This is a genomic window from Oricola indica (genome assembly GCF_965227485.1).
Lineage (GTDB): Bacteria > Pseudomonadota > Alphaproteobacteria > Rhizobiales > Rhizobiaceae > Oricola > Oricola indica.
Window position 1 is genome coordinate 2,917,430 of record NZ_OZ245747.1, and the last position, 25,557, is coordinate 2,942,986.

Sequence of the window (25,557 nt, forward strand, 5' to 3'; positions counted from 1 at the left end):
GCGCAATCTTGCTCGGCAGCCACGAAACCGACGGCTCGGGTTACCCCGCGCAGCACGACAGCTTCGCGACATCCTTGTCGAAGGTCTGCGCGGCGAGCTTCAGCCCCTCTACCGTGGTCAGATAGGGGAAGATCGTCTCGCCGAGCGCCTTTGTCGTCATGCCGAACTTGAGCGCCATGGCGAGCGTCTGGACACTGTCGGCTCCCTCCGGCGCCATGATCACGCCGCCCAGGAGGCGGTCGGTCGCCCGGTCCGCGACGAGCTTGATCAGGCCGCGCGTGTCGCGGGCGGCGAGCGCGCGGGGCACGTTGTCGAGCGTCAGCACACTGGTCTTGACGTCATGACCCGCGGCGCGCGCCTGCGCCTCGGTCAGCCCGACGCCGGCGACCTGCGGATCGGTGAACACCACCCACGGCATCGCGGCGTTGTCGTAGCGCTCCGCCCCGCCCAGAACGGCGTTGCGGGACGCGAGCTTGGCGCCATAGGCGGCCATGTAGACGAACTGGTCGCGGTCGGTCACATCGCCCGCCGCGAAGATGCCGGCCTTCGTGGTCTGCATGTCGTCGCCCACCCGGATCGCGCCACGCGCGTCGGTCTCGACGCCCATCTCCGCGAGGCCCAGCCCCTCGGTGTTGGCTGCGCGTCCCGTCGTCAGGACGAGGCGGTCGGCCGTCAGATCGCGGTCTGCGCCGTCCACCGTCACCGTCAGGACCGCACGGGCCCCGTCGCGCCGTGCGGCGTCGTAGGTCGCGCCATCGACAACCGCGACGCCCTCGGCGCGCAGCGTCTCCGTCAGCGCCCGGGACACCTCCGGCTCTGTGCGCGGCAGCAGGCGCGAGCGGCAGACAATGGTGACGCGGGTGCCCATCCGCGCCATCATCTGCGCCAGCTCCACGCCGATGTAGCCGCCGCCGAGGAAGATCAGGCTTTCGGGCAACCGGTCCAGCTCCAGCAGCGACGTGCTGTCGAGCGTTGGTGCGTCCTGGATCCCAGGGATGTCGGGCACGGCGGGTCGGCCACCGGTCGCGACGATCACCTTGGGAGCCGTGATCCTGCGCCCGCCGACCTCGACCCCGCCGAGGACGAGACGCGCCGGACCCTCGTCGAGATAGGTCACACCGCCGTAGCCCGGCAGCAGATCGGCGTACTTCTTCTGGCGCAGTGTCGCGACAAGATCGTCCTTGGCCGCAATCAGCGCCGACCAGTCGGCGACCTGCGCCTCGCTGTTCAGGCCCGGGAACCGATGTGCTGTCTGCGCACCGTGCAGGGCTTCCGCGGCCCGGATCATCGTCTTGGAGGGCACACAGCCCACGTTCACGCAGGTCCCGCCGATGGTGCCATGGCCGATCAGCGCGACGCGCTTGCCTCCCTCGGCGGCGGTGATCGCGGCCGAGAACCCGGCCGATCCGGCGCCGATCACGGCAAGGTCGAAATCGCCCTTGGGCGCGCAGCAATCGTCTTTCATCAAGTCATCCATCCGTTCGAGTGGTCTGGCGCCGCTGCCGTCTCCAGACCGCGTACACGGTCAGCGCGACGAAAAAGGCGAGCGCGGGCAGCAGAACGTAGTCGAGCCAACCCAGCCAGGCCGACAGGCCCACGGCACCCAGAAGCACCACCAGCACCGGAGTGAAGCAGCAGAGCGCCGCGATGACGGTGCCGACGATCCCTGTCGCGATCAGCTTGCGGTCGGACTGCTCGGTCATCTCGTCAGCCCGCGACACGCGCCGGGTAGCCTGCATTGGCCGACGCGGTCGCGATGGCGTCGGCGCTCGTCGCGGCGGTGTCGAAGATCACCGTGGCGGTGCGGGCATCGAAGTCGATCTCGACGGCGCGCACGCCCGCGACGCCCTCCATCGCACGCTTCACGGTGACTGGGCAGAGCGCGCAGGTCATGTTGTCCACCGCGAAGGTGACGGTCTGCTCGGCGGCGACGGTCTGCGCGGCAACAGGGATGGCGGTGATCGGCACAACGGCGGTCAGGCCGAACAAGGCGAGTGCAAGGATCTTCTTCATGTGGATGTCCTTTCGGGGTCAGTAGAGAAGCGGGGCCCACCAGTCGATGGTGAGGGCTGCGAGAACGAGGATCAGGGAGGCCCAGAGAGCCGACTTGGTGATGCGCGCCGATGCTGGCCTTGCGCAGTAGGAACCGGGTTCGCAGACGGTTGGCTTGCGGAAATAGACCTGCCAGAAACCCGCCGCGATGAAGCCGAGCGCGATCACGGCGAAGATCGGCTTGTAAGGCTCCAGAGCCGTCAGGTTGCCGATCCAGGCGCCCGAGATGCCGAGAGTCAGAAGCACCAGCGGCCCGATGCAGCAGGCCGAGGCGAGAAAGGCGCCCACCACACCGCCCGCCGCGAGCCAGCCCTTTCGGGCGGGGCGATCCGCGCCCGTGCTGTCCGTTCTGTCGTCTGTCAGCGCCATGTCGCGCACCTCTCGTCTGTGATTGACGATGGGTGTAGGGTCTGTAGCAACTACAGGCTCAAGAGGAAACTTGCCCATGACCGATCACGAGCGCGAGAGCGGCTTCACACGCGGCGACCTGGCCCGGGCGACCGGCTGCAACATCGAGACGATCCGCTATTACGAGAAGACCGGCCTGCTGCCCGACCCGCCCCGCACGGACGCCGGCTACCGGGTCTATTCCGCCGCACACGCCACACGCCTCCGCTTCATCCTGCGCGCCCGCGAACTCGGGTTCTCGATGGAGGACATCCGCGGGCTGATGGGGCTCGGCGACGGCGCCGCGCCGACCTGCGCCGAGGTCAAGGAACGGACGGAGCGGCACCTTGCCGATGTCCGCGCGAGGATCGCGGATCTTCGGCGTATCGAATCCGTCCTCGCTACAACTGCATCCAGGTGTTCGGGCGCCGAAGTCCCCGATTGTCCGGTGCTCGACGCGATTTCCAACTCGGCCGACCCATGACACCTCGCGAAACCATCCTCGTCGCGCTGCACGCGCGGCTCTCGGCGCTGCCCGCCACCGCTCTGCGCGGGGACGTGCTGCCCGAGCGCATGCCGGTCGAGGGCCTGATGATCCTGCGCGATGGCGAACCAGGTGCGCCCGAAGTCACGCTGTCGCCGCTGCGCTATCACTACCAGCACCGAGCCGAGATCGAGGCGGTCGTTCAGGGTGCCGATCGCGACGCCGCCTTTGACACGCTGACCGCCAGCATCGGCGCAGCGCTCGCCGCCGACCGGACGCTGGGCGGGTTCTGCGACTGGGTCGAGGCCGAAGCCCCGCGCCCGGTCGATCTGCCGGTCGAGGGCGCGGCGAGTCTGAAGGCCGCCGTTATCCCGGTCGTGCTGCACTATTCCACGGCCGACCCGCTGGCCTGACCCAACCGACCACAGGAGACGAACATGGCACGAGCCCAAGGGGCGCGAGCGCTGATGGCGCTTGCGTTCGAGACGACCTATGGAACGCCGCCCGTCAGCGGCTTCACCCGCATGCCCTTCGCCAGCACGTCGCTCGGCGCGGAGCAGCCGCTGCTGAATTCGGAGCTTCTCGGCTACGGCCGCGATCCGCTAGCGCCGATCAAGGACGCCGTGACGGCCGACGGCGACGTCGTCGTGCCGCTGGACGCCGAGGCGTTCGGCTTCTGGCTGAAGGCAGCCTTCGGCGCGCCCACGACCACGGGCGCGGAGGCCCCGTACAGCCACGAATTTCAGTCGGGGTCCTGGACGTTGCCCTCGATGTCGATCGAGACCGGCATGCCCGAGGTGCCCCGCTATGCGATGTACTCGGGCTGCGTGCTCGACCAGATCACCTGGCAGATGCAGCGCTCGGGCCTGCTCACCGCGACCGCGCGGCTGGTGGCGCAGGGCGAGACGGTCGGCACCACGACCAGTGCCGGAACGCCCGCCGCACTGGAGTTGAAGCGCTTCGGCCATTTCAACGGGGCGATCACCCGGAACGGCACCGCCCTCGGCAATGTGGTCTCGGCCGAGATCACCTACGCCAACAACCTCGACCGGATCGAGACCATCCGCTCGGACGGCCGCATCGATGGCGCGGATCCATCCATTGCCGCGCTGACGGGCCGGATCGAGGTGCGCTTCGCCGACCAGACGCTGGTGACGCAGGCGATCAACGGCGAGGCCTGCGAGATAGAATTCGCCTACGTCCTGCCCTCGGGCGAAAGCTTCACCTTCACCGTGCACGCCGTCTACCTGCCGCGCCCGCGGATCGAGATCTCCGGACCGCAGGGCGTGCAGGCGACCTTCGACTGGCAGGCCGCGCGCGACAGCGTGGTCGGCCGGATGTGCACAGCAACTCTCGTGAACGATGTGGAGACTTACTGATGCTCATGCTCGACCTGACCAGCACCCCGCGCTGGCACGACCTCGCACCCGGCGTGCGGGTGCAGCTGCGCCCGCTGACCACCGCGCTGATGGTAGCCACGCGCAGCGATCCCGCCGTGGAAGGCGTGCCCGAGGAGGCGTCAGACGAGGAACGCGCGGTGGCCTTCGCGAAAGCGCTGGCCCGCCGCGCGGTGCTCGCCTGGGAGGGCATCGGCGATGCCGACGGCAACCGCATCGACCCCAGCCCGGAGGCCATCGACGCGCTGCTCGACGTCTGGCCGATCTTCGAGGCGTTCCAGCTGACCTACGTCTCCAAGGGTCTGCTGCTGGAACAGGAAAAAAACGCCTCCGCGCTCTCGCCGAATGGTCCTTCGGCGGGGGCGAGCGATACTGCCAAGCCTGCGCACCCTACGAGGGCCGCGAGCAAGCCTGCCCGGACTGCCCGGCGCGGCTGAACCGTCCGGAAACGCCGGAGGGTTGGCAGGTCTGGGACCTTGTCGGCCGCCTCGGCGGCCAGCTGCGTGTCCTGCCCGGCGCGGTGATTGGCTGGGACCTGTCGGCGGCGCTGGCGCTCGGTGACGCGCTTGGCGTGCCGCCGCTCGCCATGGCCGAACTGCTGCCCGTCATCGAAGCGGTGATGGTCACCAAACTCAACGAACAGATGGATCACTCCCATGGCTGAGAAGAGGGTCAGCGTCCGCCTCGCGGCCGTGGGCGGACGGCAAGTGCGCGCCGAGCTGGAAGGTGTCGGCGAAGCCGGGTCGCGCGGCTTCGGACGGCTGAGCCGCGAAATGGAAGCGGCGAACGCCCGGCTTGCGGCCTTCTCGCGGCGGGTGCGGGTCGCGGCTGCCGCTGCCGTGGCCGCCGCAGCCGCTGCTGGCGTGGCGATGATCCGGTCCAGCCTGCAGACGGTCGATGCGCAGGCGAAGCTGGCGCAGTCGCTCGGCACCACCGTCGCCTCGATCCAGACGCTGGAGCGCGCGGGCGATCTGGCGGGCGTCTCCATGTCCGGCATCGAGCAGGCCACCAAGGATCTGACGCGCCGTCTCAGTCAGGCGGCCGCCGGGACCGGCCCTGCTGCCGACGCGCTCGACCGGCTGGGGCTTTCAGCAAATGAGCTGATCGCCTTGCCGCTGGACCAGCGCGTGGGCGCGATCAACGCGGCGATCGAGAGCTTCGTGCCTGCCGCCGAGCGCGCGGCGGTCGCGGGCCAGCTCTTCGGCGAGGAAGGCTCCATCGCGATGAGCCGGATCGACACCGCGACGCTGCGCCAGGCGACAGAGGACGTCCTCGCCTTCGGGGTTGTCGTCTCCGAGCAGGACGCCGACCAGATCGAGCGGACGAACGACGCCATCTCGCGGCTCGGGTTGGTCTGGCGCGGGCTCTCGAACCAGTTGGCGGTCGCAGCGGCACCTGCGCTGGAAGCCGTCGCCGATGCCATGGCGGCGGTGGCCAGCCGCACCGGGCCGCTCGGCATCGCGATCCGCGGTCTCTTGGACAACATCGGCCGCCTGACCACCTATGCCGCCACCTTCGCGGCGTTCCTCGCGGGACGTTGGGTCGCCGGCATGGCGGCTGCGGCGCTCTCGGTCCGGGGCCTCGCCACGGCGCTCGTTGTCCTGCGCGGGGCGCTGATCCGCACCGGCATCGGCGCGCTGATCGTCGGCGCGGGCGAGCTCGTCTACCAGTTCACCCGGCTCGTCTCCGGCGCCGGCGGTTTCGGAGAAGCGATGTCGCTCCTGAAGGACCTCGCGGTCGAGGTCTGGGAACGCATCAGTATGGGCGCGGCGGCGGCGGGCGCGGCCGCCACGGCGATGTTCTTCGACCTGAAGGCGGATGCCGCATCGGGCATGCAGAGCGCCATCGAGAGCGTGGTGGGCTTCGGCAACACGGCCGCGAACACCTTCGAAGGCGCCTACGAGGCGATCAAGGCGATCTGGGGCCTGCTGCCCGCCGCCATCGGCGATCTCGCGTTCCAGGCGGCCAACAGCCTGGTCGATGGCGTCGAGGCGATGCTGAACGGGGTGGTCTCGCGGATCAACGGCTTTATCGGGGGGATCAACCAGGGGCTGGAAGCCCTCGGGTCCGAGCGGCGCATCTCGCTGGTTCCGGACCTCGACCTCGGCGAGATCGAGAACCGTTTCGAGGGTGCAGCCAGTGCCGCCACGACAGCGGCGCAGGCGGCGTTTGACCGGGCCTTCGAGGACAATCCGCTCACCGCGCCCGATCTCAGCCTGACCGAGGCGGCGAACCGGGCGCTCGAGTCCGCGAATGTCTACCGGGGCGCCGCGCGCGATCTGGCCGAAGGGGCCCGCGCGCCACTCGAAAGCTGGCAGGCGCTGCGGGATGCCGTGCGCGGCACCGACGAGGATGGCGCCGATGCGCTGGCCGAGGCCACGGCCGCTGCGGAGCGCTTCGAGACCGCGCTCGACGGCGCCGGACAGGCCGCGACCGATGCCGGCGCTGCCGCAGGTGCTGCGGCGGCTGCGACCGAACCCAACGTCGAAACGGCGGTCACTGGCTGGCAGGCGGTTACGGCCGCGCTCTCCGACTACGCCAGCAAGGCGCGCGACATCGGCGGCGATATCGGCCAGAGCCTCGTCGGCGCCTTCCAGTCGGCGGAGAGCGCGGTCGGCCAGTTCGTGAAGACCGGCAAGCTGAACTTCCGCGATCTGGTGACGTCGCTGCTGGCCGATCTCGCCCAACTGGCGGCGCGGCGGTTCATCCTCGGGCCGATCGCCAATGCGCTCTCCGGCGTCTTCTCCGGGGCGGGCGGCATCTTCGCCAACGTCCTGCATGCGGGCGGGATGGTCGGATCGGCTGGACCCTCGCGGATGGTCCCGGCCATGGCCTTCGCCGCCGCGCCGCGGATGCATGGTGGCGGCATGGCCGGGCTTCGTCACGACGAGGTGCCCGCGATCCTGCAGCGCGGGGAACGCGTGCTGTCGCGGCGGGAGGCACAGAGCTACGGCGCGGGCGGCGGGGTCAACGTGACCATCATGGCCCGCGACGCCGAAAGCTTCCGGCAATCGCGAACGCAGGTCGCGGCGGACATCGCCCGCGCTGTCTCGCTCGGGCGGAGGGGCATGTGATGGCGTTTCACGAGGTGCGGTTTCCCGACAACATCAGCCGCGGCGCGCGGGGCGGGCCGGAGCGGCGCACCCAGATCGTCGAGCTCGCCTCGGGCGACGAGGAGCGCAACGCCAGCTGGGCAAACTCGCGCCGCCGCTACGATGTGGCCTACGGCATCCGCCGCGCCGACGATCTGGCGGCGGTCGTCGCGTTCTTCGAGGCACGGAACGGGCGGCTGCACGGTTTCCGCTTCAAGGACTGGGGCGACCACAAGTCCTGCCTGCCTTCGGGCACGCCGTCGCCGGCCAACCAGGCGATCGGCACCGGCGACGGTGCGACGACCGCCTTCCAGCTGGTGAAGCGCTATGCCTCGGGCGCGCAATCCTGGACGCGCGCCATCGTCAAGCCAGTGACCGGAACCGTGCGCATCGCGCTCGGCGGGGTCGAGCAGCTCTCCGGCTGGTCGGTCGACACCACGATCGGCGTCGTCACCTTCAGCACCGCGCCGGGTTCCGGCGTCGCGATCACCGCAGGCTTCGAGTTCGACGTGCCGGTCCGCTTCGACACCGATGCGCTCGACGTGACGCTCGACCTCGAGCGGCTCGGCTCGATCACCTCCATTCCGCTTCTGGAACTGCGCCGATGAAGACCCTCGACCCCGACCTGCAGACCCATCTCGACGAGGGCACGACGACGCTCGCCTGGTGCTGGCGGATCGCCCGCGCCGACGGCGTCACGTTCGGCTTCACCGACCATGACCGGACGCTCGGCTTCGACGGGACGGATTTCGAGCCCGAGAGCGGGCTCACGGCGTCCGAGGTGCGCTCGGGGTCAGACCTGTCGGTCGATGCACAGGATGCCGAGGGCGTGCTGACCTCCGACCGGATCACCGAGACCGACATCCTGGACGGCCGCTGGGACAACGCGGCGGTCGAGGTCTGGCGGGTGAACTGGGCCGATACCGGCCAGCGCATGCTGATGCGCCGCGGCGCCATCGGCCAGATCCGCCGCGGGCGGCTGGCCTTCGTCGCCGAGGTCCGCTCGCTCGCGCATGTGCTGGGCCAGACGGTCGGGCGAACCTTTCAGGCGACCTGCGATGCCGCTCTCGGCGATGCGCGCTGCGGCGTCGATCTCGAGAACCCGGCGTTCAAAGGAACCGGCGCAGTCATCGATCTGCTGCGCGACCGGGCCTTCACCGCTTCGGGGCTCGGCGGCTTCGATTTCGGATGGTTCACCTTCGGCACCATCGAATGGACGAGCGGCGCGAACGCCGGGCGGCGCACCGAGGTTTTGGGCCATGACGTGACGGACGGCGTGGCGATCCTGACTCTGCTCGAAGCGCCGGTGCGCGCGATCGCCGGGGACGACGCCTTCACCATCCGTGCGGGCTGCGACAAGCGCATGGAGACCTGTGGGGCCAAGTTCGCAAACACCGCCAACTTCCGCGGCTTCCCGCATATCCCCGGCCAGGACGCCGTGCTGCGCTACGCCACGAAGGACGGTGGTCACGAAGGGTCCGTGCTGTGACCAACGTCGTTTTCAGCGAAAACGACGGGCGGCAGTGCATCGCATCGCGATGCACGAGAGCCACCGCCGATCCAACCCGCGTCATCGCCATTGCACGCTCCTGGCTCGGCACGCCGTATCACGACCAGGCCAGCCTGCGCGGCGTCGGCTGCGACTGCCTCGGGTTGGCACGGGGCATCTGGCGCGAGATGGTGGGGCCGGAACCCTTCCCGATCCCGGCCTACAGCCGCGACTGGGGCGAGACAGGCCCGCGCGAAGTTCTGGCCGAGGGCGCGCGGCGCATGATGATCGAGGTGCCGATCGCCGAGGCCGGTCCCGGCGCGCTGGTCCTCTTCCGCATGAAGCCGCGCGCCATTGCCAAGCATGTCGGGATCCTGACCGCTCCCGGCTCCTTCCTCCACGCCTATGAGCGGCTCGGCGTGATCGAGGAGCCGCTCACCCATAGCTGGCGGCGGCGCATCGCCTTCGCTTTCAAGTTCCCGCAACGCTGAGACCCCGACATGGCCACCCTCGTTCTCGGTGCCGCTGGTGCCGCCATTGGCGGTTCGATCGGCGGCGCGATCCTCGGCGTCAGCGCCGCCACCATCGGCGGTTTCATCGGCTCCACCATCGGCTCGGTCGTCGACAGCTGGATCATCTCGTCGCTGGCGCCCACCCAGCGCATCGAGGGCGCGCGGCTCGACACGCTGCGCATCACCTCCGCCACAGAGGGCGCGGTCATCCCGCGGCTCTACGGCCGGATGCGCATGGGCGGCAACATCATCTGGGCGACGGATTTCCGCGAGGAGACGAAGACCACCACGCAGGGCGGCGGCAAGGGCGGCGGAGGCGGCAAGGTCAAGACGACCGAGTACCTCTACTACGCCTCCTTCGCCGTGGCGCTTTGCGAGGGACCGATCACCGGGATCGGGCGCATCTGGGCCGACGGCAAGCCGATGGACCTCTCCGGCGTCACCTGGCGCTGGTATCCGGGCGACGAGGCGCAGACGGCGGACCCGTTCATCGCCGCGAAGATGGGCGCGGCCAGCACGCCCGCCTATCGCGGCACGGCCTATGTGGTCTTCGAGGAACTGGCGCTCTCGACATACGGCAACCGCCTGCCGCAACTGTCGTTCGAGGTGTTCCGCCCGCTCGCCGATCCCGACACTGCCGAGGGGCTGACCCGCGCCGTCACCATGATCCCGGCCTCGGGCGAGTTCACCTATGCGACGCAGGCGATCCGCAAGACCGATGGCGGCGCGACGGTGCCCGAGAACCTGAACGCGCTGGCCGACTCCACCGACATGGTCGAGGCGCTCGACCGCCTGCAGGCGATGGCGCCTGCGGTCGAGAGCGTCAGCCTCGTGGTCGCCTGGTTCGGCGACGATCTGCGCGCGGGATCGTGCAAGGTCCGGCCCGGCGTCGAGGTGTCGGCCAAATCGACCACGCCCGCCAGCTGGTCGGTCAACGGCGTCAGCCGCGCCAATGCCTTCCTCGTCAGCCGGGATGCAGAGGATCGCCCGGTTTATGGTGGCACGCCGTCTGACTTCGCCGTGGTGCAGGCGATCCAGGAGATGAAGGCGCGCGGGCTGCGCGTCACCTTCTATCCCTTCATCCTGATGGACGTGCCACCCGGCAACACGCTGCCGAACCCCTATTCCGACAACGCCGCCGAGACCGGCCAGCCCGCATTCCCGTGGCGGGGGCGGATCACCTGCTCGCCTGCAGCGGGGTTCGCTGGGACCGTGGACAAGACCGCCACGGCCGCCACGCAGGTGGCGGTGCTGTTCGGCGCGGCCACGCCCGCCAGCTTCAGCGTTTCGGGTCAGTCGGTATCGTGGACCGGGCCGTCCGGTGACTGGGGCCTGCGGCGCATGGTGCTGCATTACGCCCATCTCTGCGCGGCGGCGGGTGGGGTGGACGCCTTCCTGATCGGCACCGAGATGCCGGGGCTGACGACGATCCGCTCGGGCGCCAGCACCTATCCGGCGGTGCAGGCCTACCGGGATCTGCTCGCTGATGTGCGCTCGATCCTCGGGTCGGGGACCAAGATCGGATACGCAGCTGACTGGTCGGAATACTTCGGGCACCAGCCGGGCGACGGCTCGGGCGACGTGTACTTCCATCTCGACCCGCTCTGGACCGATCCGGAGATCGATTTCGTCGGGATCGACAATTACATGCCGCTCTCCGACTGGCGGGACGGCTTCGAGCATGCCGACACGGCCGAGGGCTGGCCCGCGATCTACGACCGGGCCTACCTGCAGGGGAACATCGCGGGCGGCGAAGGCTTCGACTGGTTCTATGCCAGCGCCGCGGATCGGTCGGCACAGGTCCGGACGCCGATCACCGATGGCTCGGCGGGCAAGCCATGGGTCTTCCGCTACAAGGATCTGCGCGCCTGGTGGTCGAACCCGCACTACGACCGCCCGGGCGGGGTGGAGAGTGGGACGCCGACGGCGTGGGTGCCGCAATCCAAGCCGATCTGGTTCACCGAACTCGGCTGCCCGGCCATCGACCGGGGCACCAACCAGCCGAACGTCTTCTTCGACCCGAAGTCCTCGGAAAGCTTCACGCCGCATTTCTCGCGGGGCTGGCGCGATGACGCGATCCAGCGCGCCTATCTGGAGGCGACGTATCTCTGGTGGGGCGATGCCGCGAACAACCCGCTGTCCTCGGTCTACGGCGGCCGGATGGTGCATGTGCCGGAATGCGCCGCCTGGACCTGGGACGCGCGGCCCTATCCGTTCTTCCCGGCGCTGACCGACGTCTGGACGGATGGGGCGAACTGGCGGCTGGGGCACTGGCTGACTGGGCGGCTGGGAGCGGTGTCGCTGGCCGCGCTCGTTCGCCACCTCTGCCTGCGCGCCGGACTGCCGGAGGATCGCATCGACGTCACCGGCCTCTGGGGCGCGGTCGAGGGCTACGCCATCACGGCGCTGGAGAGCCCGCGCGCCTCCATCACCACGCTCTCCCGGCATTTCGGCTTCGACGCGGTCGAGACCGAGGGCGTGATCCGGTTCGTCATGCGCGGCCGGGCCTCCGTCGCCACCCTCGCGCCCGACGATCTGGTGGCCGCCCGCGAAGGCGATGTGCTGGAACTGACCCGCGGCCAGGAGACCGAACTGCCGCAGGCGCTGAAATGGCAGGTCGCCCGCGCCGACGAGGATTACGACGCGGCCCTCGTCGAGGCCCGGCGCATCACCGTCGACACGACGCGAATTGCGTCCGAAAGCTTCCCCATGGCGGTGCCGCCCGAGGAAGCCGAGCGCCGCTGCCGCCGCGCGCTGATGGAGGCGTGGGTGGGGCGCGAGACGGCGGCGTTCCGTCTGCCGCCCTCGCGGCTCGCGCTCGATCCGGCCGACGCGATCCGACTGGAGCATGACGGTCGGCTGGTCGATCTGCGGTTCGTCTCCATCGCCGACGCCGAGGCGCGCGGCATCGAGGCGGTCCGCCAGGACAGGGCGACCTACGATCTGCCACCCGGCGATCCGCGCGCGGCGTCTCTGACGCGGGCCGTGGTGTTCGGCGCGCCGGACGCGGTGCTGATGGACCTGCCGCAGCTGACCGAGGACCAGCCCGCGCATCGACCGTTTGTGGCGGCGCACGCTCTTCCTTGGCCGGGCGAGATGGCGGTGTTCCGCAGCCCTTCGACCGATGGCTTCGAGCTGCTGACAACGTTCGGCAGTCGCGCCCGGATCGGAGCGCTGGTCTCGGACTTCTATCCGGGCCCCACCTCACGCTTCGACCACGGCAATGCGCTTGTGGTCGATCTGCTCACCGGCACGCTGGAGAGCGTCACCGACCTGACGCTGTTGGGCGGCGCCAATGCGCTGGCTATCGAGAGCGCGCCCGGCACCTGGGAGATCGTGCAGGCGGGCGCGGCCGAGCTGCTGGCGCCGGGTCGATACCGGCTGACCCGGCTCCTGCGCGGCCAGCGCGGCACCGAGGGCGCGATGGGCAATCCGGCGCCCGCTGGCGCTCTTGTCGTGGTGCTGGACGCGTCGCTGGCGTCCCTGCCGATTGCCGAGGCCGATCTCGGATTGCCGTGGAACTGGCGCATCGGTCCGGCGAGCCGCCCCGTCAGCGACGAGACCTATGTGGCGCAATCCTTCACGCCCGCGGGCGTCGGGCTGCGGCCGTTCTCCGGCGCCCATGTCGAGCAGCCGTGGCGCAGGCCGCGCACGCCCGGCGATCTGACGATCCGCTGGACGCGCCGGTCCCGAGCTCTCGCGGCCGACAGCTGGGGCGGGCTAGAAGTGCCGCTCGGAGAAGAGCTCGAAGCCTACGAGGTCGAGATCCTTGATGGCGCGACCGTTAAGCGGGTGCTGAGCACCGCCACCACCAGCGCGGTCTACACCGCCGCAGACCAGACCGCCGATTGGGGCGCGCCGCTCGGCCCCGGTGACACGCTCGACAGCCGCATCTACCAGCTCTCCGCCCTCGTCGGGCGGGGCGCGCCCAAGACCCTCACGCTGATACTCTGAAGGCCATCCCATGTCCGACGCCACGACCCATCTCCTGCTGCCCTACATCCTGGCGGCGCAGGCCCAGAAGCACGTCACCCACAACGAGGCGCTGCGGCTGCTCGACGGGCTCGTGCAGCTCTCCGTGCTCGACCGCGATCTGACAGCGCCGCCCGGCAGTCCCGCCGATGGCGATCGCTACATCGTCGCCTCGGGCGCGACGGGCGAATGGTCCGGATGGGACCTGAACGTCGCGCTCTGGACCGATGGCGCCTGGCTGCGACTTCCCCCGCGGATCGGCTGGCGCGCATGGGTCGAGGACGAGGGCCTGCTGCTGGTCTACGATGGCGCGGGCTGGCTCGGGACCACACCGGCGGCGCTGCAGAACATGGCGCTCCTCGGGGTTGGCACCACGGCGGATGCATCGAACCCGTTCTCGGCCAAGCTCAACGCCGCGCTCTGGACGGCGAGGACCGTGGCCGAGGGCGGCACCGGCGACCTGTTCTACACCATGAACAAGGAGGCGGCCGGCGACGATCTCGGTTTGACCCTCCAGACCGGCTTCGTGACCAAGGCGCTGGTGGGGCTGTTCGGGTCGGACCGCTTCCGGCTCGCGGTCTCCGCCGACGGCAGCACCTTCTTCGACGGGCTGAGCGTCGACAACGCCACCGGCATTGTCGATCAGCCCCGGCTGCCGCGGTTCAAGGCTTACACGAACTACGACAACTACGTCGGCGTCGGCACCTGGACCAAGATCGGCCTTAACAACACCGACTACAACGATCAGGGCGCGTTCGACGCCGTGAACAACCACTTCGTCGCCCCCGTGGACGGCACCTACCTCTTCGGCGCGACTCTGCTGTACAAGATCAACGCCAGCGCCACCGCCCGCATGCGCGGGCGGCTCGTCCTGAACGGCACGACCGAAATCCGCGGCTCCCTCGGCGAAATCTCCGCCACGCACGTCTCACTCGCCACCGCGATCTGGCTGCAGACGATGGTCCCGCTGACTGCCGGCGATACCGTCGAGCTGCAGGGGTATTTCCGGGTCGCGGACGGCTACTTCGCCGCCGATCACACGTCCTTCTGGGGCTGCAAGGTCGGCTGAGCGGCGCAAGGAGGATCCGATGACACCACCCAGATCCGAAGGCTTCGTGCGCATGCCCGACGCCGAGTTCGAGGCGATCCTGACGCGAGCGGCCGAGGAAGGCGCGAAGCGCGCGCTGGCCGATGTCGGCCTCGACGGCGACGAGGCCGCGCTCGACATCCGCGATCTGCGCTCGCTCGTCGACTGCATCCGGCTCGTTCGCCGCACCGCCATGCAGACCGCCGTCCGCATGATCACCACCGGCGTCATGCTGGCGCTGCTCGCGGGCATCGCCATAAAGCTGAAGATCTTCGGCGGCGGCCCGTAGCCGCTCACCATTCCCCATTCATCAGCCCGCAATGACCCGCCCTCGAGGCGGGTTTTTCGTTTTGGAGGACCCACATGACCACGACCTTCTACGACCATTGGCGGGAGGCGCCCGAGGCCACCTGGCGCTGGCCCAACTTCTCGCCCGCAGAAATCGCCTGCCGGGGCACCGGCAAGTTGCTGATCAACGAACCGGCGCTCGACAGGCTGCAGGCGCTGCGCGACCGGCTCGGCAAGCCGCTGATCGTGCGCTCCGCCTATCGCAGCCCCCAACACAACCGTGCGGTCGGCGGCGCCACCCGGTCGAAGCATCTCGACGGCGCCGCCTTCGACATCGCCATGGCGAACCACGACCCGGTCGCGTTCGAGGCCGCGGCGCGCGAGGTCGGGTTCCTCGGCTTCGGCTTCTACCCGCGCTCGGGGTTCATGCATGTCGACCTCGGGCCCGCACGTCAGTGGGGCGAGCGGTTCCCGGTCCGGGCGACTGCCTTCGCCGAAGAAACGCCACCAGCGCGCGAGGTCTTGGCCGACAGCCGCACCATGAAGGGTGGAGGGGCTGCTGGTGTGGCGACGCTGGGCGCGGCTGGCGTCGAGGTGGCGCAGAGCGTTCTGGCCGAGACCCAGACCGCGATCCTGCCGCTCGTTCCCTATCTCGACACGTTGCGTTGGGTGTTCATCGCCGTGGCGCTCAGCGGGATCGCGGTCACGATCTACGCTCGGCTCGATGACTGGCGCCGGGGCCGGCGATGATTGGTGAGCTCGTCGCCACGTTCGCCGGATCGGCATGGGCGCGCGCGGCGCTTCGCCACGGCGTCACCGCCATCGCGATCCTTCTGTTCCTGCTGACCTTGCGTCGGTCCGGCGAGCGAGCGGGACGCCTCGCCGAACGCCTTGAGACCACGGAGAAGGCCAATGATGTCCAACGCCAGATGCTGGAAGCTGCGGCTCGCCGCCCTCGCGATCGGGACGAGCTTGCTGAGCGGCTGCGCGACGGTCGGTTCTGACGGGCGCGGGCCAGGGGCGTGTCCACCTGTCGTCGGGTACAGCAATGAGTTTCAGGCGCGGGCGGCTGAGCAATTGGCCTTGCTGCCCGAGAGATCGGCGGTCGAGGAGATGCTGAGCGACTATGCCGTGATGCGGGAGCAGGCGCGCCTGTGTTCTCGTCCCTGATCAGACGCGGAATCGCAGCTTCAAGGTCACGTGGCAGCGTAGCTGGTGAAGACTTCGGTCGATCCATCGGCTCGGATGAGGAACACCTCGTATGCCTCGCGCTCGCTTTCCGGCCCCATCCCGGGCGAGCCGTAGGGCATGCCAGGCACTGCGAGGCCGACCGCGTCGGGGCTTTCCACCAGCAGACGGCGAATGTCGGCAACAGGTACGTGGCCCTCGATCATATAGCCATTCACGCGACCCGTATGGCAGGAGACCATCTCCTGCGGGATGCCGTTGTCGAGCTTGTAGCGCATCAGAAGCGTTCCGGCGCTCGCCTCCGTCGTGACGACGAAGCCGTCGTTTTCGAGGATCTCGATCCAAGCCGAGCAGCAGCCGCAGTTGGGGTCCTTCATCACGTGGACCACCGGTCCGGCGCCTTGCGCCAGAGCCCTCAGGGGCGACGCAGCCACCAGCGCAGCTGCGCCGACCAGAAGCGTGCGGCGGGAAAAAGTGTCTTGGTTCATCTCATCTTCCTTTCGAGATTGCATGGGTGGACTGACAGGTCAGAGATCGACCCGCCTGAGCCGTAGGGCGTTGGTGATCACCGAGACCGACGACAGGCTCATGGCCGCCGCCGCGATCATCGGCGAGAGCAGAAGTCCGGTCACGGGGTAGAGCAGTCCTGCTGCGATGGGGACGCCAAGCGCGTTGTAGGCGAAGGCGAAGAACAGGTTCTGCTTGATGTTGCGCAAGGTAGCGCGGGCAAGCTTGCGCGCCCGGACGATGCCCATCAGGTCACCGCCCAGCAGCGTGATCCCGGCGCTTTCCATCGCCACATCGGCCCCCGTGCCCATGGCGATACCGACATCGGCGGCGGCCAGTGCGGGCGCGTCGTTCACCCCATCACCCGCCATCGCAATCTTGTGGCCTTTTCGACGCAACTGGTCGATCAGGTCCTTCTTTGCCTCGGGCAGGATTCCCGCGCGCACCTCGTCGATGCCGAGCTTTCCCGCCACCGCCTGCGCCGTGCGTTCGTTGTCGCCCGTCGCCATGATCACCCGCAGCCCCTGGGCATGGAGTTCCCTGATGGCCTGTGCGGTGCTCTCCTTGATCGGGTCGGCGACCGCCACGATGCCGACGAGCGCGCCGTCGAGTGCGATGAACATCGCCGTCTTGCCCTCGGCGCGAAGGGTGTCGGCCTTTGCCTCGGCCTGCGTGGAGTCGAGCCCCATCTCCTTCATCATCGCCGCATTGCCGAGCGCCACCGCGCGCCCGCCGACGCGGCCCTGCACGCCCTTGCCAGTCACGGCTTCGAAGTCCGTGGCAGCCCGGCGCGCGGCGCCCCGTGTCTCGGCTCCCTCGACGATGGCCTCGGCCAGCGGGTGTTCCGAGCCGCGCTCCAGCGCCGCAGCCAGCGACAGCAAGTCGGCTTCGGAAACGTCCCCCAGCGCCACGGTGTCGGTCAGCTTCGGTTTGCCCATGGTCAGGGTGCCGGTCTTGTCCACGATGAGCGTGTCGACAGCGGCCATGCGTTCCAGCGCCTCTGCGTCCTTGATCAGCACGCCCGCCTGCGCGCCGCGCCCCGCCGCCGTGGTGATAGAGATCGGTGTCGCCAGCCCCAGCGCGCAGGGGCAGGCGATGATGAGGACCGACACTGCCGAGGCGATGGCGAAGACCAGCGCGGGCTCGGGCCCGAAGATCGTCCAGACGATGAAAGCGACGATGGCGATGAACACGACCGTCGGCACGAATACCGCCGACACCCGGTCAGCCAGACCCTGGATCGGCGCGCGGGACCGGCGCGCGTTCGACACCATTGCCACGATCTGCGCGAGGACGGTGTCGGAGCCGACCTTGCCCGCCTCCATCACCAAGGAACCGTTCTTGTTGATCGTTGCACCGGTCACCGCATCGTCCGGGCCCTTTTCGACAGGCATCGACTCGCCGGTCAGCATGCTTTCGTCCAGGGACGATCGGCCCTCGATCACGACACCATCGACCGGAACCGCGTCGCCGGGGCGCACGCGCAGCCGGTCGCCCTCCATGATGTTTTCGAGCGGCGCATCGTATTCGGTGCCGTCCGGCAGGATGCGCCGCGCCGTCTTGGGCGCGAGATCGAGGAGTGCGCGGATCGCGTCACCGGTCCGTTCGCGCGCCCGCAACTCCAGGACCTGGCCAACGAAGATCAGCGCGACGATCACCACCGCCGCCTCGAAGTAGGTACCGACGCCGTGGCCCATCCGGTACTGTTCCGGAAACACACCCGGCAGGAACGTCGCGACGATCGAGTAAAGGTAGGCCGCCGCCACGCCGATGCTGATCAGCGTCCACATGTTGGGGCTGCGGTTCACGATCGACTCCCAGCCGCGCCGGAAGAAGGGCAAGGCTGCCCAGAGGATGATTGGCGTGGCCAGCGCGAATTCGACATAGCTTGCGGTCTGATGCCCGATCCAGTCGCGCACCGGCAGCGCCACCAGTTCGCCCATGGTCAGGATGATGAGCGGCACCGCAGCCGCCGCCGAGATCCACATCCGTCGGGTGAAGTCGGTCAATTCCTCGCTGGGCTCGTCCGAGGGCACCATCGGTTCCAGCGCCATGCCGCAGATCGGGCAGGATCCCGGCGCATCCCGGACGATCTCGGGGTGCATCGGACAGGTGTACTGGACGTTGGCCGGAGCAGCCTTCTTCTGCCCGGCAGCCCTGCCGGAGGCGTAGAACCACGGATCCGCCTCGAACTTCGTCTGGCATTTCTCCGAGCAGAAATGAAAGGTCTCGCCCTGGAACGCGGCGTGACGCCCGTCCGGCTTGACCGCGACCGTCATCCCGCAGACCGGGTCTTTCGCCGTCTCAGTTCCCGCCGGAATTTCGGGTGCCGCGTGATGGTGATCGTGCTCCATGGTCTGTCAGCCTTTCGGTATCTCGTTTCAGCTTGCGGCCTCCAGCCGTTGGAAGCTCAAGCCCTTTTCAATGGTGGTCGTGAGCATCTTCCGAGGCGGGATTGCGTGCGAGGAAGATCCCAACGAACAGGAACACCAGCGCCATGCCGATCGCACCCAGGACGACGATCAAGGGGTCGGACTGCCACTTCATCCCGGAAAAGGCGGCCAGGACCACGGAATCGAAGGCGATTGCCGTCAGCAACACCCAGCCCCGAGCGCCGATTTCCTCGCGCAGATGCCGGAACACGCCGAAGTGGATGATCATGTCCATCACCAGATAGAAGAAGGCCCCGAGCGAAGCGATGCGGCTGAGGTCGAAGAAAATTGTCAGGAATCCTGCGATCACGACGGTGTAGACGAGCGTGTGGTCCTTGATTGCGCCCGGCATCCCGAAATGACTGTGCGGGATCATCTTCATGTCGGTCAGCATCGCCAGCATCCGCGAGACCGCGAACACGCTGGCGATCAGACCAGACGCCGTGGCCACCAGCGCCAGCGCCACGGTCAGGTAAAAGCCGGTCTGACCGAGAGAGGGCTGGGCCGCTTCGGCCAGCGCATAGTCCTTCGCCGCCACGATGCGGTCGAGCGGCAGGCTGGAGCCGACCGCGAAGGCCACCAGCAGATAGACGACGACGCAGATGGCAATCGACCAGATGATGGCCCGGCCCACATTGCGGTGCGGGTCGGTGACCTCTGCGCCGCTGTTGGTGATGGTCGTGAAGCCCTTGAAGGCCAGGATCGACAGCGCTACCGACGCCACGAAGCCAGTGGCGCCCATGTCTCCACCCGTCGCCTCGAACGAGATGCCGCTCGCCCAGAGGCCGGCTGTCCCGAACAGCGCGATGCCGCCCACCTTAAGTACGGCCATGACGATGGAGAACAGCCCGACGGACCGGTTGCCAGAGACGTTCACGAGCCAGGCGAAGACGATCAGCCCCACGCCGAGGACCGGCACGAGAACGCTGTCCGGATCGCCGCCGAAGGCTCGCAGGGTGTAGGTTCCGAAGGTGCGCGCGACGAGGCTTTCGTTGATGACCATCGATAGCGCCATCAGGAGAGCGGCGCCCGCCGCGACCGTCGTCGGTCCGTAGGCTTTCTTCAGGATCATCCCGATGCCGCCCGCAGACGGGTATGCGTTCGACATCTTGATGTAGGTGTAGGCGCTGAAGGCTGTCACGATGGCGCCGACGACAAACGAGAGCGGGAAGAGAGGCCCGGCCAATTCGGCGATCTGCCCGGTCAGCGCGAAGATGCCCGCGCCGATCATCACGCCGGTGCCCATGGCGACCGCGCCAGGCAGGGTGATGCTGTTCTTCTGGTACTCGCTTCCCGTCATGGATTTCCCTTCTCAGGCCTCTTCCTCATGGCCACCCAGAGCAGCGGCAGACCCGTCACTAGGCCGAGGCCAAGTACTGCCCATGTCGCCCGGCCCAGATCTCCGCTGACCGCCTCGCCGCCGAAATGCGCCAGCAGGAAGCTTGCCGGGACGATGCCGGCCAGTGTTGCAAGCGCGAAACGCCAGGCATGCAGTCGGCTGAGCCCAGCGGCGTAGCTGATCATGTCGAAGGAGACGAAGGGCATCAGCCGGCTGGCAAAGACCATCGCCGTCAACGCGGTTTGCGAGCCGAGGAGGCCGGCATCGACGCGACTGCCGAACACCCGCCGCAGGACGTCATGCCCCAGAACCCGCGCGAGGCCGAATGCGATCAGCGCCCCGAGCTCCGCGCCGATCACGACCTGCACCGTACCCCAGAGATGTCCGTAGGCCGCTCCCGCCGCCAGCGCGATGGGTGCGCTCGGGATCGGGCTGGCCACTACCGCGACGGTCATGAGCGTGACGATCAGGACCGGGCCCCAGAGACCCGCACGCGCCACCAGCGTTTCCAGACGTTCGCCGTCCAGAAGTCCGCGAGCCTCGGCGAACACCGAGGGCGCGACCAACCAGACGCCGAGCAGGACGATCCCGAAGATCGCAAGGCCCGCGAGAATGGCGACGCGCAGGCTCATCTCAGATCGCCTCGACGGCCTTCGCCAGAAGGTCGCGGACATCGCCCGCCACGGTCGTCAGTTCAGCGTTCTCGATCGCTTGCATCGACGCCACCGGATCGATGGCGCTGACCTCTACGCCGCCCTCGATCTCGCGCAGAATGACATTGCAGGGCAGCATCGCGCCCACCCGCGGCTCGATCCCGATGGCCTGATACGCCATCTTTGGGTTGCAGGCCCCGAGGATGCGATAGGCCGGCATCTCGACATCCAACTTCTTTTTCATCGTCGCCTTGACGTCGATCTCGGTCAGGACGCCAAAGCCATTATCAGCAAGCGCCTTGCGCGCCCGAGCGTCGACGTCGTCGATACCCGCGTCGGGGATAATTCGATTGATCGTGTAGGCCATTGCGAACTCCTTTCTTTTATTTACGAAGATATTTTATCAGCGCTGCTATGATCAAAACAATGAGCGCCAAGCAAAGCAGACCGAACAGCCAGCCAAACCCCATCCCGAAACCCATTCCGGGGCCCATATCATTCCAGTTCATCATCTCATCCTCCTTGTTTCCTGCTGAGTGGTGCGCCCTGCAACCGGCCCTTGCGACAACATCGCGCAGAACAACACGGCACGGAGCCAGTGTCCGGGCGCTCCATCCGAACGCCCCGCCCCAATCAAACCGACGCTGTGACCGCGAGTTCCGTCATCATGCCGGTCGCCAAATGCGGCATGTGGTGGCAATGCAGCATCCAGCGCGCGGCCTCGCCGGCGTCGAGCGCGATATCGACCATCGACATCGGCGGCACGTACACCGTGTCGCGCAGCGCGCCCCGGACCGCGCGTCCGTTCAACCCGACGACTTGGAACACATGTCCGTGCAGATGCATCGGGTGGCCCAACATCGACATGTTGTGGAAGGACAGCACGACCCGCTCGCCGCTGCGTGCGGCAAGCGCGCGATGCTGGCCCCAGACGGCACCGTTGATCGTCCACACATAGGGCTGCATCGAACCGCCCAGCATCACAATGTGGCTGCGGTCCACGGGTCGATCCGGCAAGGTGTCGACGGCGGTCAGTCGCGACTCCTGCGCAAGGTCGGTGTCGAAGGCGGGTGCTTCGCTTTCCGCCACGCCATCAATGCGCCGGATTTCGGCGCCCTGCGTGGCAAGAATCAGGCCGGTGCGCTCGCGCGCGCCCTCTCGCAGCGCGAGGATCGGCCAAGCGCCGCCCTCCTGCGGCAGGTCGATCTCGAGATCGAGTCGCTGGCCCATAGCCAGACCGAACCGCGTTTCGGATAGTGGTGCGACGGCATGACCATCAACCGCCACCAATCGCGCTGGCGCGGCCCCGGTGTCGATCCAGAACACCGTCGCGGCGGCGGCGTTAATCACCCGCAGCCGGATGCGCCCGCCGCGCTCGACCTGCACCACCTCGGGATCCGAAAGCGTGCGGTCGTTGGCAAGATAGGCGTCCCAGTCATAGTCGTTGAGGTCCATCGCCATGCCGTCCATGGCCCCCATCCCCATCATGCCGCCCATGGCGCCGTGATCCATGCCAGCCATCGGCATGTTTCCCATCGCGCCATGGTCCATGTCTGCCATGCCGCCCATGCTCGCGCCTTGATCGCCTCCGTGCCCACCCGCGGCCCCGTGGCCGGCCGTGATCTCGGCCATCACCTCCTCGGGCGCCTTGAACGAGAAATCGTGCAGGAACAGCACCACCTCCTGCCGGTCAGCGGCGACATCCTCGGCGCTGCGCACGATCAGCGGTGCCGCCAGGAGGCGCATCTCGTGCAGCGGCACATGCGCGTGCATCCAATAGGTGCCGGGAAGCGGCGCGAAGTCATAGGCGCGTGTCTCGCCGGGGGTGAGCATCGGCAGAGGCATGTCGGGCACGCCATCCTGTGCGTTGGGGGGGATCTGGCCGTGCCAGTGGATCAGCGTGTCGACATCGAGATCGTTACGCAGATCCACCCGGAACCGCGCGCCTGGGTCGAGTGTCAGGCCCTGTCCGGCCGGCCCGGCAAGACCCCAGACGGTGGCGGCGCGACCATCGATGTCCAGCGTCCGGCTGGCGGCGTGCAGAGACAGCGGGGCGGCGTCCTGTGCTGCCGCGATCCGGGGCAGATGCGCATAGGCCAGCATGGCTGCGCCAGCGGCAAGAAAGCCGCGTCGTGAAAGGGTATTCATGGTGGTCTCCCCGGGACATCCAGTCCCGTTCATCAAAACCGATAGGGCGCCGCGGGCCTCAGCCCGGACGCGATCAGAGGAGACGGAGCTTGGGAGGGCGTTCGTTCAGTCCAGGTGCCCGACTGGCGACGATTGCACCGGACGGCAGTTCATGGCTGGCAGGCAAGTAACCGTGCCCAGAGCCCTCGATCGGCGAGGTCACGAAGACCGAAAGCCTTGCGCAAAGCAACTCACACGCTTCCGCATCGGTCGATCCGCAGTGCAGTTCGTCGTCACAGGGAAGCTCGCTGCCGGCCGTAGCGTGCATTATCTCGCCGACATGCACGGAGTGATCCGGCTCAGCGCTCATGCGCGCCGCATGCGCGAAAGTCACCGTCGTCATGACGGTGATTGCAAGTACGGCAAGCATGGTGACGAGGCGCGCGAACATGCTAGAAAGATAGGCGCCGGTCACGGGAATGTCCATAGCCTCTGGTGTCGGGCCTCCGGCAGGAAACTCATGCCTCGGCATGTAACCAATTGAAATTCCTCGCCATCGATTATGCAACTCACGCGAAAAGAACTCCGTAATAGTCTGTGGCAGGGGTTGTTCCTCGGAGGCGTGGCCCTGGCGGTCTTCGCTGGTTGGCATTATGCCCGCACCGCATCCCCCGCCGCCGCGTCTGCAGAACTCATCGAACAGGGTCGGCAAATCTATGCTGACCAGTGTGCGGCCTGCCATGGTCCGCAGCTCGAGGGGCAGCCGGACTGGAAGCTTCCCCTTCCGTCCGGCCGTCTGCCGGCGCCACCGCACGATGCCAGCGGACATACGTGGCACCATTCCGACGATGTCTTGTTCCGCATCGTCAAGGAAGGCACGGCCGAGATCGTCGGCGGCGGATACGAGAGCGACATGCCCGGTTTCGGGGACGTGCTGAGCGATGCGGAAATTCGGACCGTTCTTGCTTACATCAAGAGCACTTGGCCGGAGCGTGAACGGAGCTACCAGGGGAGCGTGTCGCATCCACGTTGAGCGCTGATGGCGCCTTCGGGATGTGGAACTTCGCTGCAGCCCCGTGCGACCGGCAGCTCAGCTTTCCGAGGCCCGCCCGGCGGCAGTTGAGGCCGCCGGACAGAAGCGGCATATTTGGATCGGCATGATGGGAAACTTTTGGGAGCGGTGTTCGTGGGATTATTCATGGCTTACCTCGCGTTTGAAGCGCGCCTGATCTTGGCGCAGCCTCGGGTTTTCCCTCGATGAACAATCCGGGATCCAGTTCATCGGATCGAGTTCAGGACCGCACGGACCGGCTCAACAAGAACTGCTTCTGCGTTACACTGGATGTTCCGTCTTTGCGCGAAGCGATGGAGCAGGAAGCCGAAGAGCCGGCGTTCTTCGAGACGTTCATCCGCCCCAAGGCCCACCTGTTCTCACATGTGCCAGTGTTCCTTTCGGCCACCACCGTGGACGAGATGCGCGCGATCGCAGTGGCTGTGGAGACCACCGCCCAACTCGCGGTATACAAAGCCGCGGTCCTCTCCTGGGCGCCGGAAATCGCGCGGGCGGATCACGGTCCACTCGGGGCCTTGATGGGCTACGACTTTCATCTTGGCGAAGACTGCCCCCGGTTGATCGAAATCAATACCAACGCCGGCGGCGCGTTTCTCAATGCCTTCCTTGCAAGGGCGCAGCGCGCGTGCTGCGCCGAAATGGATATCCCCGCTACGTCACAAAGCTTTGAGGATGCGGTCATTGGCATGTTCCAAGAGGAATGGCTTCGGCAGCGGGGAACGGGCGCGCCAAAGTGCATCGCCATCGTCGATGACGGCCCGCTGGAACAGTACCTTTATCCCGAGTTCGTGCTCGCGCGGCAAGTTATGGCGGCACGAGGCATCGACGCGGTCATCGCCGACGCCGGTCACCTTCGCTACGACGATGGTCATCTCAGCGTCGGTGGAAAGCAAATCGATCTCGTTTACAACCGGGTCACCGATTTCGCCTTCAAACAGCCCGAGCACAAGGCGTTGCAGGAAGCCTACCGGGATGGCGCGGTTGTCGTGACGCCGAATCCGCACAACCACGCACTCCTTGCCGACAAGCGCAACCTTTCGCTTCTTTCGAATTCCGCGACGCTTGAGGCATGGGGTGTCGATCCCGAGATTCGGGCCGGACTTGCAGCCGTTCCACGCACCGTCCTTGTCAATCCAGACAACGCTGATGCACTTTGGAAATCCCGCAAGGACCTGTTCTTCAAGCCGACCGGGGGTCATGGCGGTAAGGCTGTATATCGTGGCGACAAGCTGACGAAAGGCGTCTGGGCGGAAATCGCGGGAGGCGGATACATTGCTCAGACGCTGGTCCGCCCCAGCGAGCGCATGATCAAGATCGACGAGACACCCCAGACGCGCAAAATGGACGTGCGATTGTATACGTATGATGGAGAGGTGCTTCTGGTGGCTGCGCGTCTCTATCAAGGTCAGACCACGAACTTCAGGACACCTGGGGGCGGTTTTGCGCCGGTGTTCATGATCTGAAGCGTGAACTGGCGGA

Annotated in this window: 27 protein-coding genes; 16 read left to right on the plus strand and 11 right to left on the minus strand. The window is 67.6% G+C overall.

Features of this window, described 5'->3' with window-relative positions; all coding sequences use genetic code 11:
• Positions 1-40 precede the first annotated feature (40 nt).
• The 4 genes from merA to ACQK2M_RS14660 are packed head-to-tail and all read right to left on the minus strand — an operon-like array spanning position 41 to position 2,421.
• On the minus strand, positions 41-1,465 hold the full coding sequence (gene merA / locus ACQK2M_RS14645) for a mercury(II) reductase (protein WP_228189482.1): 1,425 nt from the start codon (positions 1,463-1,465) through the stop codon (positions 41-43).
• 4 nt (positions 1,466-1,469) lie between these two features.
• Positions 1,470-1,703, minus strand: coding sequence for a mercury resistance system transport protein MerF (gene merF / locus ACQK2M_RS14650; RefSeq protein WP_123644184.1), 234 nt, complete (start codon positions 1,701-1,703; stop codon positions 1,470-1,472).
• A 4-nt stretch (positions 1,704-1,707) separates the two neighbouring features.
• On the minus strand, positions 1,708-2,013 hold the full coding sequence (locus ACQK2M_RS14655; RefSeq protein ID WP_062563548.1) for a heavy-metal-associated domain-containing protein: 306 nt from the start codon (positions 2,011-2,013) through the stop codon (positions 1,708-1,710).
• Positions 2,014-2,031: 18 nt separating this feature from the next.
• Complete coding sequence (locus ACQK2M_RS14660) at positions 2,032-2,421, minus strand: mercuric transporter MerT family protein (RefSeq protein ID WP_062563549.1); 390 nt, start codon at positions 2,419-2,421, stop codon at positions 2,032-2,034.
• A 76-nt stretch (positions 2,422-2,497) separates the two neighbouring features.
• On the opposite strand from ACQK2M_RS14660, the gene ACQK2M_RS14665 reads away from it, so the two are divergent.
• The 14 genes from ACQK2M_RS14665 to ACQK2M_RS14730 all read left to right on the plus strand — a co-directional run bounded on the left by ACQK2M_RS14665 (position 2,498) and on the right by ACQK2M_RS14730 (position 15,764).
• Complete coding sequence (locus ACQK2M_RS14665; protein WP_062563550.1) at positions 2,498-2,923, plus strand: MerR family transcriptional regulator; 426 nt, start codon at positions 2,498-2,500, stop codon at positions 2,921-2,923.
• Positions 2,920-3,336, plus strand: a complete 417-nt coding sequence (locus tag ACQK2M_RS14670; RefSeq protein ID WP_083548833.1) for an acyl-CoA transferase — start codon at positions 2,920-2,922, stop codon at positions 3,334-3,336. The genes ACQK2M_RS14665 and ACQK2M_RS14670 overlap by 4 nt, the downstream gene beginning before the upstream one ends.
• 24 nt (positions 3,337-3,360) lie before the next feature.
• On the plus strand, positions 3,361-4,302 hold the full coding sequence (locus ACQK2M_RS14675) for a phage tail tube protein (RefSeq protein ID WP_425418398.1): 942 nt from the start codon (positions 3,361-3,363) through the stop codon (positions 4,300-4,302).
• A complete protein-coding gene (locus ACQK2M_RS14680) occupies positions 4,302-4,757 on the plus strand; it encodes a hypothetical protein (protein WP_425418399.1) in 456 nt (151 codons plus the stop codon). The genes ACQK2M_RS14675 and ACQK2M_RS14680 overlap by 1 nt, the downstream gene beginning before the upstream one ends.
• An 83-nt stretch (positions 4,758-4,840) precedes the next feature.
• The gene (locus tag ACQK2M_RS14685) at positions 4,841-4,984 is read left to right on the plus strand and encodes a DUF7697 family protein (RefSeq protein ID WP_425418400.1); all 144 of its coding nucleotides are present in this window, start codon (positions 4,841-4,843) and stop codon (positions 4,982-4,984) included.
• A complete protein-coding gene (locus tag ACQK2M_RS14690; RefSeq protein ID WP_425418401.1) occupies positions 4,977-7,394 on the plus strand; it encodes a phage tail tape measure C-terminal domain-containing protein in 2,418 nt (805 codons plus the stop codon). Before ACQK2M_RS14685 ends, ACQK2M_RS14690 begins: the two co-directional genes overlap by 8 nt.
• On the plus strand, positions 7,394-8,020 hold the full coding sequence (locus ACQK2M_RS14695; protein ID WP_425418402.1) for a phage distal tail protein, Rcc01695 family: 627 nt from the start codon (positions 7,394-7,396) through the stop codon (positions 8,018-8,020). Before ACQK2M_RS14690 ends, ACQK2M_RS14695 begins: the two co-directional genes overlap by 1 nt.
• Entirely contained in the window at positions 8,017-8,901 is an 885-nt protein-coding gene (locus ACQK2M_RS14700) for a DUF2163 domain-containing protein (protein WP_425418403.1), read from the plus strand. The genes ACQK2M_RS14695 and ACQK2M_RS14700 overlap by 4 nt, the downstream gene beginning before the upstream one ends.
• A gap of 38 nt (positions 8,902-8,939) precedes the next feature.
• Positions 8,940-9,392 carry an NlpC/P60 family protein gene (locus tag ACQK2M_RS14705; RefSeq protein WP_425420050.1) on the plus strand — a complete coding sequence of 151 codons (453 nt, stop codon included), beginning with the start codon at positions 8,940-8,942 and terminating at the stop codon, positions 9,390-9,392.
• Between the two features lie 9 nt (positions 9,393-9,401).
• Entirely contained in the window at positions 9,402-13,367 is a 3,966-nt protein-coding gene (locus tag ACQK2M_RS14710; RefSeq protein WP_425418404.1) for a baseplate multidomain protein megatron, read from the plus strand.
• 10 nt (positions 13,368-13,377) lie between these two features.
• Positions 13,378-14,454, plus strand: a complete 1,077-nt coding sequence (locus ACQK2M_RS14715) for a DUF2793 domain-containing protein (RefSeq protein ID WP_093359542.1) — start codon at positions 13,378-13,380, stop codon at positions 14,452-14,454.
• A 19-nt stretch (positions 14,455-14,473) separates the two neighbouring features.
• Complete coding sequence (locus ACQK2M_RS14720; protein WP_023851444.1) at positions 14,474-14,761, plus strand: DUF6127 family protein; 288 nt, start codon at positions 14,474-14,476, stop codon at positions 14,759-14,761.
• Between the two features lie 74 nt (positions 14,762-14,835).
• Positions 14,836-15,510, plus strand: a complete 675-nt coding sequence (locus tag ACQK2M_RS14725; protein ID WP_281827474.1) for a YcbK family protein — start codon at positions 14,836-14,838, stop codon at positions 15,508-15,510.
• On the plus strand, positions 15,507-15,764 hold the full coding sequence (locus ACQK2M_RS14730; protein WP_281827472.1) for a hypothetical protein: 258 nt from the start codon (positions 15,507-15,509) through the stop codon (positions 15,762-15,764). The genes ACQK2M_RS14725 and ACQK2M_RS14730 overlap by 4 nt, the downstream gene beginning before the upstream one ends.
• A gap of 192 nt (positions 15,765-15,956) precedes the next feature.
• Here the strand turns inward: ACQK2M_RS14730 and ACQK2M_RS14735 are convergent, their stop codons facing one another.
• From ACQK2M_RS14735 to ACQK2M_RS14765, 7 genes are all read right to left on the minus strand, one after another.
• The gene (locus ACQK2M_RS14735; RefSeq protein ID WP_425418405.1) at positions 15,957-16,436 is read right to left on the minus strand and encodes a DUF411 domain-containing protein; all 480 of its coding nucleotides are present in this window, start codon (positions 16,434-16,436) and stop codon (positions 15,957-15,959) included.
• Between the two features lie 39 nt (positions 16,437-16,475).
• On the minus strand, positions 16,476-18,809 hold the full coding sequence (locus tag ACQK2M_RS14740; RefSeq protein WP_425418406.1) for a heavy metal translocating P-type ATPase: 2,334 nt from the start codon (positions 18,807-18,809) through the stop codon (positions 16,476-16,478).
• Between the two features lie 67 nt (positions 18,810-18,876).
• Positions 18,877-20,187 carry an APC family permease gene (locus ACQK2M_RS14745; protein WP_425418407.1) on the minus strand — a complete coding sequence of 437 codons (1,311 nt, stop codon included), beginning with the start codon at positions 20,185-20,187 and terminating at the stop codon, positions 18,877-18,879.
• Complete coding sequence (locus tag ACQK2M_RS14750; protein WP_425418408.1) at positions 20,184-20,858, minus strand: TVP38/TMEM64 family protein; 675 nt, start codon at positions 20,856-20,858, stop codon at positions 20,184-20,186. Before ACQK2M_RS14750 ends, ACQK2M_RS14745 begins: the two co-directional genes overlap by 4 nt.
• Before the next feature lies 1 nt (position 20,859).
• Entirely contained in the window at positions 20,860-21,246 is a 387-nt protein-coding gene (locus ACQK2M_RS14755; RefSeq protein WP_281827462.1) for a DUF302 domain-containing protein, read from the minus strand.
• Between the two features lie 266 nt (positions 21,247-21,512).
• Positions 21,513-23,027: a multicopper oxidase family protein gene (locus ACQK2M_RS14760; RefSeq protein WP_425418409.1), complete on the minus strand. Its 1,515-nt coding sequence runs from the start codon at positions 23,025-23,027 to the stop codon at positions 21,513-21,515.
• Positions 23,028-23,100: 73 nt separating this feature from the next.
• Positions 23,101-23,481, minus strand: coding sequence for a hypothetical protein (locus ACQK2M_RS14765; RefSeq protein WP_350182452.1), 381 nt, complete (start codon positions 23,479-23,481; stop codon positions 23,101-23,103).
• Between the two features lie 147 nt (positions 23,482-23,628).
• On the opposite strand from ACQK2M_RS14765, the gene ACQK2M_RS14770 reads away from it, so the two are divergent.
• Complete coding sequence (locus ACQK2M_RS14770) at positions 23,629-24,039, plus strand: c-type cytochrome (protein WP_350182453.1); 411 nt, start codon at positions 23,629-23,631, stop codon at positions 24,037-24,039.
• A 224-nt stretch (positions 24,040-24,263) separates the two neighbouring features.
• Complete coding sequence (locus ACQK2M_RS14775; RefSeq protein WP_425418410.1) at positions 24,264-25,541, plus strand: hypothetical protein; 1,278 nt, start codon at positions 24,264-24,266, stop codon at positions 25,539-25,541.
• Positions 25,542-25,557: the final 16 nt, after the last annotated feature.

What these genes read in the sequence shown, in the direction of transcription:
- ACQK2M_RS14660 (WP_062563549.1), bottom strand. Translation starts at nt 2,421, where the DNA reads ATGGCGCTGACAGACGACAGAACGGACAGCACGGGCGCGGATCGCCCC.
- ACQK2M_RS14760 (WP_425418409.1), bottom strand. Translation starts at nt 23,027, where the DNA reads ATGAATACCCTTTCACGACGCGGCTTTCTTGCCGCTGGCGCAGCCATG.
- ACQK2M_RS14680 (WP_425418399.1), top strand. Translation starts at nt 4,302, where the DNA reads ATGCTCATGCTCGACCTGACCAGCACCCCGCGCTGGCACGACCTCGCA.
- merA (WP_228189482.1), bottom strand. Translation starts at nt 1,465, where the DNA reads ATGAAAGACGATTGCTGCGCGCCCAAGGGCGATTTCGACCTTGCCGTG.
- ACQK2M_RS14750 (WP_425418408.1), bottom strand. Translation starts at nt 20,858, where the DNA reads ATGAGCCTGCGCGTCGCCATTCTCGCGGGCCTTGCGATCTTCGGGATC.
- ACQK2M_RS14665 (WP_062563550.1), top strand. Translation starts at nt 2,498, where the DNA reads ATGACCGATCACGAGCGCGAGAGCGGCTTCACACGCGGCGACCTGGCC.
- ACQK2M_RS14690 (WP_425418401.1), top strand. Translation starts at nt 4,977, where the DNA reads ATGGCTGAGAAGAGGGTCAGCGTCCGCCTCGCGGCCGTGGGCGGACGG.
- ACQK2M_RS14775 (WP_425418410.1), top strand. Translation starts at nt 24,264, where the DNA reads ATGAACAATCCGGGATCCAGTTCATCGGATCGAGTTCAGGACCGCACG.
- ACQK2M_RS14700 (WP_425418403.1), top strand. Translation starts at nt 8,017, where the DNA reads ATGAAGACCCTCGACCCCGACCTGCAGACCCATCTCGACGAGGGCACG.
- ACQK2M_RS14720 (WP_023851444.1), top strand. Translation starts at nt 14,474, where the DNA reads ATGACACCACCCAGATCCGAAGGCTTCGTGCGCATGCCCGACGCCGAG.
- ACQK2M_RS14675 (WP_425418398.1), top strand. Translation starts at nt 3,361, where the DNA reads ATGGCACGAGCCCAAGGGGCGCGAGCGCTGATGGCGCTTGCGTTCGAG.
- ACQK2M_RS14755 (WP_281827462.1), bottom strand. Translation starts at nt 21,246, where the DNA reads ATGGCCTACACGATCAATCGAATTATCCCCGACGCGGGTATCGACGAC.
- ACQK2M_RS14710 (WP_425418404.1), top strand. Translation starts at nt 9,402, where the DNA reads ATGGCCACCCTCGTTCTCGGTGCCGCTGGTGCCGCCATTGGCGGTTCG.
- ACQK2M_RS14725 (WP_281827474.1), top strand. Translation starts at nt 14,836, where the DNA reads ATGACCACGACCTTCTACGACCATTGGCGGGAGGCGCCCGAGGCCACC.
- ACQK2M_RS14695 (WP_425418402.1), top strand. Translation starts at nt 7,394, where the DNA reads ATGGCGTTTCACGAGGTGCGGTTTCCCGACAACATCAGCCGCGGCGCG.
- ACQK2M_RS14745 (WP_425418407.1), bottom strand. Translation starts at nt 20,187, where the DNA reads ATGACGGGAAGCGAGTACCAGAAGAACAGCATCACCCTGCCTGGCGCG.
- ACQK2M_RS14655 (WP_062563548.1), bottom strand. Translation starts at nt 2,013, where the DNA reads ATGAAGAAGATCCTTGCACTCGCCTTGTTCGGCCTGACCGCCGTTGTG.
- ACQK2M_RS14670 (WP_083548833.1), top strand. Translation starts at nt 2,920, where the DNA reads ATGACACCTCGCGAAACCATCCTCGTCGCGCTGCACGCGCGGCTCTCG.
- ACQK2M_RS14735 (WP_425418405.1), bottom strand. Translation starts at nt 16,436, where the DNA reads ATGAACCAAGACACTTTTTCCCGCCGCACGCTTCTGGTCGGCGCAGCT.
- ACQK2M_RS14715 (WP_093359542.1), top strand. Translation starts at nt 13,378, where the DNA reads ATGTCCGACGCCACGACCCATCTCCTGCTGCCCTACATCCTGGCGGCG.
- ACQK2M_RS14730 (WP_281827472.1), top strand. Translation starts at nt 15,507, where the DNA reads ATGATTGGTGAGCTCGTCGCCACGTTCGCCGGATCGGCATGGGCGCGC.
- merF (WP_123644184.1), bottom strand. Translation starts at nt 1,703, where the DNA reads ATGACCGAGCAGTCCGACCGCAAGCTGATCGCGACAGGGATCGTCGGC.
- ACQK2M_RS14740 (WP_425418406.1), bottom strand. Translation starts at nt 18,809, where the DNA reads ATGGAGCACGATCACCATCACGCGGCACCCGAAATTCCGGCGGGAACT.